The 7,431-nt window shown below is 33.6% G+C and carries 5 protein-coding genes; all 5 read right to left on the bottom strand.

All coding sequences use genetic code 11. The annotated features are described in order from the left end of the window. On the bottom strand, positions 1-736 hold a 736-nt coding region (locus tag B2U95_RS04745; RefSeq protein ID WP_296313354.1), incomplete at its 3' end, for a hypothetical protein. A 35-nt stretch (positions 737-771) separates the two neighbouring features. After that, the gene (locus B2U95_RS04740; protein ID WP_296313351.1) at positions 772-1,143 is read right to left on the bottom strand and encodes a VOC family protein; all 372 of its coding nucleotides are present in this window, start codon (positions 1,141-1,143) and stop codon (positions 772-774) included. Between the two features lie 131 nt (positions 1,144-1,274). Then, positions 1,275-1,973: a hypothetical protein gene (locus B2U95_RS04735; RefSeq protein WP_296313349.1), complete on the bottom strand. Its 699-nt coding sequence runs from the start codon at positions 1,971-1,973 to the stop codon at positions 1,275-1,277. 236 nt (positions 1,974-2,209) lie between these two features. Next, positions 2,210-5,038, bottom strand: a complete 2,829-nt coding sequence (locus tag B2U95_RS04730) for a M16 family metallopeptidase (protein WP_296313347.1) — start codon at positions 5,036-5,038, stop codon at positions 2,210-2,212. 84 nt (positions 5,039-5,122) lie between these two features. Then, positions 5,123-7,431, bottom strand: a 2,309-nt coding sequence (locus tag B2U95_RS04725; protein WP_296313345.1) for a M14 family metallopeptidase, incomplete at its 5' end; no start/stop codon positions are given.

Here is a 7,431-nt window from a genome sequence, read left to right as displayed (position 1 = left end):
TTTTATATGCAGTCGGACTTTTAATTGCTGCTATTTTTTTATAATTATAGATGAAATTTGAAAGCTCGTTATCTTCAATAGTAAGGTAGATCTTATCGTAAGCTTCCTTAATTCTATAATCTAACTGTCCTTCATCAAAATTTATAAAACTAAAAATTGAATTTGGGATAAATACATTAGGTATTTCAAAACTATTTATCTTCTTAATATTTAAGCCTTCTTGTGTATTTGTGTATGGTATATTGTTGTGCGCAATTCCCCAATCTGTTTTTATTAATAAGCTAGTTTCAAGATTATCTAAAGTCTTTAAAGTCGTTTCAGGAAAAACAACAGCGATAGATTTTGTATGAAAATTTGTAGTAACGCTGCTATCTCGTGTATGAATTGTAAATTGATGTTTACTGAATTGACTTTTATCGAGATTTGGATTGAGAATAAATTTATAATCAGGATACAGTTTACTCGTAATGGCATATTCTTTTAATAACAATAAATCAAGTTTTATGTATTTACTGTTAGATCCTTTTTCTATAATATAACCTTTGTAAAATATAGAATTATACAAGTATTCATTTACATTAAAGAATGTAAAATTTGCTTTAGCCTTTTCGTAGGTGAGTAATTGTTTTAAAAGAGGAGAAAATTTAAACTGCTTTTTGTCAATATAGTTGTTGTCTTGAGAAAACAGAACTTGACCTGCTAAAAAAGCAACGATTATAAGTAGGTTTTTTGTCATTATGTTAAAACTAAATGAAATAGTATGGTGCAAATTTAAACATGCTGGTCTACTAAAATAGCATTACCATCTGGATCTAAAACCACAAAACTCGCAGGCCCTTTTGAATACTCATCAGCTTCATGCTCTAATTTAATATCTTTTGACTTTAAATGCTTCTGAATGTCTCTGATATCATTAAAATTTTCAAGTGAATCTGCATCTTGATTCCAACCAGGATTAAAGGTCAAAATATTATTTTCAAACATACCTTCAAACAACCCTATTAGTGAAGATTCGTTTTTCATGATGAGGTAATTTTTTTCGAAATCGCCTGCAAAAACCGCAAACCCTAAAGTTTCGTAAAATGCTTTTGAGGCTTTAATGTCTTTAACAGCAAGACTAATTGAGAATGCTCCGAGTTTCATAATGTAATGATTTAGTTAATACTTAAAGATAGTAAAAGTTTAGCTTTTGCAGTATAAAGCCATTGTTGGTGTTTTGCACTAAAACTTTAGAGCTTTTTAATGTGTTTTTAATGGTGAATTTGTCAGAGAATTTATAGGATTCTATTAGAAGGGTTTGGTACTAAAGTGCCTTTAATTTCAAACGGATGAAAACGTGAAAACAGCTCTTCAGCATACCAACCAAGTTCTCTGGTTTTCTTAACCATATCAGCATGTTTTTTATTCTTGTAAGCATATGTCATCATGTCTTCTCCTGTGTCCCAAAGCGAAAATGTGGCTTGCATTAATATGGGCCATTCGCCAATGCCTTTAGAATAGATAAGACCTTTGTGGCCAATCATAGATTTTGAAACAGACGGCACATACTTCCAAAATTTATAAGCTAACTTAGGCTTAATGGTCGCTCTTGTGATTACAGCAACAGGCTTGCTTTCGTCATAGGTTGCAGATGCTATAAACGGTTTTTGTTTACTCCATTCGCCATGTGCTTTTATGGAATGCATTAAAACATGACTAAAATTTACCGAATCTTCAGTGTACTCCAAAATGACATCAGATTCTAAAAATTGCTGTGCTTGTGCTTCTGTATCAAAAACGGTTAATAGTCCAAACGTTGCCCAATCTGGCCAAACGGAAAACCCATTTCCGCTTCCACTTCCCAAAGGTTTCCAAAAAGTTAAACCTTCAATGGGTTGCTTTAATAAAGGTGGTCTACCCATGCGTCCAAGAGCTTGCCATTTGGGTTTAGCCCCTTCATATTTAAAAAATGAAATTACCGTAGTTTGTGGCATTATGTGTAATAAATGATTGAATAATGTAAAGATAATGTCTAACTCTAACTTTTTTTAAATTATTCTGTTAACACTTTAGTCTAAATGTTAATTAATAAATGTGTTATAGCTTTTAAGAAAAAGAATAAGACATGTTGATCTATTAAAATAGCATTACGATCTGGATATAAAACTACAAAACTGGCTTTTCTAGACTTGGTTTTCTCAGCTTCATTTTTATGTTTACTTAATCTAAATTAGTCACCATTCAATAACATAACCTCACCAAAACCTAAATCTTTCAACTTAATCAACTGCGTTTCTGCATCACCAACAATTAAGTATATCATTTGGTTAGGTTTAATGTAGTTTTTAATTAAAGCTTTAACATCTTCAACTGTCATTTCATTTACGATAGCTTCGCGCTGTTTTGCATAGTTATCGGCAAATCCGTAGTTACTAATATTACTAAGCATATCTAATTTTGCACCTAAAGTTTCAAAAGCTCTAGCTGTACTTTTAATAGTAAATCCTTTGGTGACTTCTAAGTCATCTGCATTGTAGTTTTCACCATAGTTTTCTAAAAGTTCTTTTACTAAAGCGGCAGATTCATAAGTAACGTTTGTTCTTACTCCGCTGCTAATACTAAACTCACCTTTATGTTTAGTTCCTGAAAATCTTGAGCGAATACCATAAGTATAACCTTTTCCTTCTCTTAGTTCTTGTGTTAGTATTGAGGCGAAACCACCACCACCTAATCGATAATTCATAACGGTTGCAGCATAATAATCTTTGTGCATCACTTTTAAAGCAGGATATCCAAAATTAATTACCGATTGTTTAGCACCTGGTACATCATAGAAATAGACCTTAGATTTATCTGGGTATAATGGCATTGGTAATTCTGGTAATACCACATCTTTAGCTTCCCATTGTGTATTAATAGTTTCTAATGCTTCTACAACACTTGCTTCAGCTATAGAACCTACAACATGCATATTGGTGAGTTGAGGAGATAAATTAGAATTGTAATAGGCTTGTAAATCTGTCATAGCAATACTGGTTACAGATGCTTCTGAACCTCTATTACTATAAGCTAAAATATTATTGTCTCCATAAAGCAATTTTGAAAATTCATTAGAGGCGATACTATTAGGGTTTGCTTTACTACGCTGAATATTGCTGATTGTACTTTGTTTTAATAATTCGAATTCTTTTTCGTCCCATCTTGGCTCTAGTAGAATCTCAGTCACCAAATTCATTGTAGCATCAAAGTGTTTAGATAATGTAGTACCAGTAATAGTGATATTATCATCGGTTGCATAAGCATTGATACGTGCGCCTAAACTTTCAATAGCATTTTCTAATTCTTCTGGTGTTTTGGTTTTGGTACCTTTTGTCATAAGATTGGCTAAAAGGTTAGAGACCCCAACTTTATCTTTACTTTCTAAAAGTAAACCGCCATTTATTTGCATTTCGAATTGTACCAAAGGCACTTCATCATTTTCAATCCCAAAAACTTTAATCCCAGATTCTAACTCACGTTTCCAAACTGTTGGAATCTTTAGTTCTGGACTAGCTCCATAATCTGGTTCAACACTTCTATCAAAAGTACTTGCTGTTTTTTCGTAGGTTGCTGCTAAACTTGGATCGAATGATTCTTCAGCTCCCTCTATTATCTTTTCTTCGATAACATTAGCTAATTGCGAATTGTTTAATACTAAATTCATTTCACCTTTAGGAACAAAACTTGTTGCGATATAGTTTTTATCTTTAACATAAGTGTTGTAAACACGCATCACATCTTTTGGAGTAACTGCTAAAATATTTTTCACATCTTTATTAATAAAACCAGGGTCACCAGCAAAAATCTCGTATTGTGCCAATTGAAATCCTTTACCTAATACACTAGATAAGCCATTGTAAAAGTTGGTTTCTTGTCCGGTTTTAATACGGTTTAAATCTTTTTCTGAAATACCGTTTAATTCAAAATCTCTAAAGCCGTCTTTAATCGCTTCAGCAACTGTGTTTAAATCTTTTTGGTTAAATGCAGTTACACTTAACATTAATTGTCCTGTGATTTCCGATGCATTTTGAAATAGTCTTACATTACTCGTTAATTGTTGGTCTTCAACTAAAACCTTGTATAAAGGTGCTTTTTTACCCTGTGTGAGGTATTGGGATAAAACACTTAAGGCGTAAGAATCTGGATGATAATCGTGTACAGAAGGCCATGTCATTGTCAATCTTGGAGCACGTGCAAAATTATCTTCGTAGAATAAGCGTTTAGATGCTTTTAATGTAACCGGCTGCTTTTTAATTTCAGGAATGTTTTCACCTTTAGGAATTTCATCAAAATATTTCTTTACCCATGCTTTTGTTTGAGCTACATCAATATCTCCAGCGATTGTTAACGTCACGTTGTTTGGTACATACCAGCGTCTGTAAAATTCTTTAACATCTTCTAAAGTAGCATTTTGTAAATCTTCTAAAGAACCAATAACTTCCCAACTGTAAGGATGACCTTCTGGGTACAAAGCACTATTTATTACTGCCGAATTATGTCCGTAAGCCTGATTGTCTACACGTTGACGTTTTTCGTTCTTAACGACTTGCTTTTCTTTAGCTAAAACAGGTTCTGTAACGGTGTTTATGAAGTAGCCTAATTTATCAGCCTCTGCCCAAATCATTTTTTCTAAAGCATCTTTTGGTACCGTCTGAAAATAATTAGTACGATCTCTACTTGTAGAGCCATTAGCGCCAGAGCCACCAATACGAGCACTCATTTGGTCTAAACCACCTTTGCCTAAATTCTCAGATTCTAAAAATAAGAGGTGTTCAAATAAATGAGCAAAACCAGTTCTGCCTTCTTTTTCTCTTGCAGAACCGACATGAGCCGTTAAAGCGACAGCAGCCACAGGGTCAGAGCTGTCTACATGGAGAATAACCTGTAAACCATTATCTAAAGTGAATTTTTCGTAATCTACTTTAAATTCTTTGGTGCCCTCTTTTACTTCATCCTGTTTACAAGACGTGATTGTAAATAGAATGAATAAGCTTAGTGAAATTAATTTAAGATATTTCATGACTGAATGTTTTGATTCTTAATATTTGATTTTTTTGTTGACGTCAGTTCGAGTGATTTTTTTTTAAAATCGCATCGAGAACTTTTACAATTCAAATGCATTATTATTGACAAAGAAAATTGAGTTGACTAAAAATAGTTTTCCGTTTTCCCAAAAGCTTCTAAATAATGTGTTTTCTACCATATAAATAAAGCTACCACTACCCATTTGTTCTTCCCCAAAGACTAACGTTTGGTCTATATTTTTCAGCGCATTTTGTCCTGCAAAACCAGAATAAACAGTCTTATCTGAGATATGCGTTACATTGTAGCCGCTATCTAATAAGCTATATTGTGAACTCCCACGTTTTAGCGTAAAATAAGTATCACTATAGCCAAAAGCCATTGGGTGTGTTTGGTCAACTTTTGTTTTAAAAATAGCGCCTGTAATTAGGGCGTTACTGTATTCGCGCTCACGATCCGCATAAGGTGTTAGATTATTAGAAGTACTATCATTCTCAGATGTTTTATATTTTAAACTAAACCCATCTTTACCGGCAAAGCTTCTTAGTGCTCCATCAATAGCAATTACTTTTCCGCCAGAACGTACCCAATCTTTTAATTTTTTCATGTTACCTTCGTCGAAAACACTTCCGTAATACCCATTCGGAATAATCAGAACATTAAACTTATCTAAATTAGTTCTACCTAAATTATCAGTGTTTATTGATGTGATAGGATAATGGAGTTGTTGCTCAAAGAAATGCCAAATTTCACCATAACTTAAAGAAGAAGTGCCTTCGCCAGACAATACAGCAATCTTTTGTTTGTTTATTAATTTAATATCAGGTGAGCCAATATCCGGAGATATTTGAGAAAATCCTGAATTTATTTGAGATAAGGGTTGTGTATGTTTTTGTGCAATAGTATTTAAGGTTTTTACAAAATCTGAAATATGCTTATTATCACCTTTAGTTATAATTAAAGAGCCACGTTCAAATTTATTACCATTAGATGTGAATGGCTTTTCCGTAAAACGTACTCTAAATTTTTGCTTTAATAATTCCGCTAAAAACTGAGCATCTTCCATAGAATTCCACTTACTTACATAACCGTAAGCCTCTTTTAGGGATTCAACTGATTTGTGTTCTGCTAATTTATCACTGCTCACTTTTGTTGTGCTTGCGATGGCATCTAAACCATAGGCATAAGGCACAGACCAAGCTGTAATATCATAAGTTAGAGAATCTGAAAGTTTAGCATCTGGCTCAAATAATACTTTTACCATTTTACCTTTTGGTTGATTCGTGTGCACAACCATAGCGTCATTAGTAACAGTCATACTACCTTGTTTTCCTGTAGCATAATTATAACCTGAAATTTTAGTCGACGTTGGGTTTTCGTGACTAATTTGATGTTTATCTAGAAGATTTTTGAGACTTTTCAAGTTGTCAGCATTCCCAGAAACAACGTAGCTTTTATATTTTAAGTTTGAATTATCAAAGAATTTAGCAAATTCAGAATTTAATTTTGAAGCATTTTTTGACGCAATCTCAACGGTTGAAAGTCCTGTTGTCGTGTGATGCGTTAAGCGCTCAACTAAAGTAAGTACATGCCCTTCATCATTTAAAATACCCAAACCAGCCATGCCATGTCCACCTTGTTCGTATGTCATGCCAATCGCTCCCATATATGTTGGGTATGTATCTCCATAACTAGGATAAAATAAATCAAAACGCTCTCTCGTAAAAAATAACCAACCTTCAGCATCAAAATATTTGGCGTGATTTTTACCAATTTGAGTTTGAAAATCGCGTTGCCAATCGCTAATTATTTCGTGAAACGGTTCTGCAGCAGGTGCAAAATAATAAGGTTCGTTTATGCCTTGTTCATGAAAATCTACATGAATATGTGGCATCCATTTATTGTAAGCTTCTAATCGCGACGCGCTTTCAACCTGTGTTGCCCAAGCCCAATCTCTGTTTAAATCAAACAAATAATGATTTGGTCGTCCACCAGGCCATGGCTCATTGTGTTCGCTTGCTTGTCTGTCAATATCATAAGGCTGACTGGCAGTTTCGTTATACCAATTAACATACCGATCGCGACCATCAGGATTAATGCACGGATCTATAATTACAACCGTATTTTCTAATAAATCTTTACGTTCTGTAAGTAATTTGTAAAGTGTTAGCATTGCTGCTTCGGTGCTCGAAGCCTCGTTACCATGCACATTATAACTTAGCCATACAATCGCTACATCAGTAGAAGTAGGTGAGCCATTCATTAAACCTGTGTTTTTCAGGTTATTTTCTCTTATTGTTTCAAGATTCTTAATATTAGCTTCACTCGATATATATGCTAAATATAAGGGTCTGCGCTCATTCGTAGAACCATATTGTTCTAGTTTTACCT

The organism is Winogradskyella sp. UBA3174 (genome assembly GCF_002364335.1).
Taxonomy (GTDB): Bacteria; Bacteroidota; Bacteroidia; order Flavobacteriales; family Flavobacteriaceae; genus Winogradskyella.
This window is presented reverse-complemented; position numbering and strand designations above follow the sequence as displayed.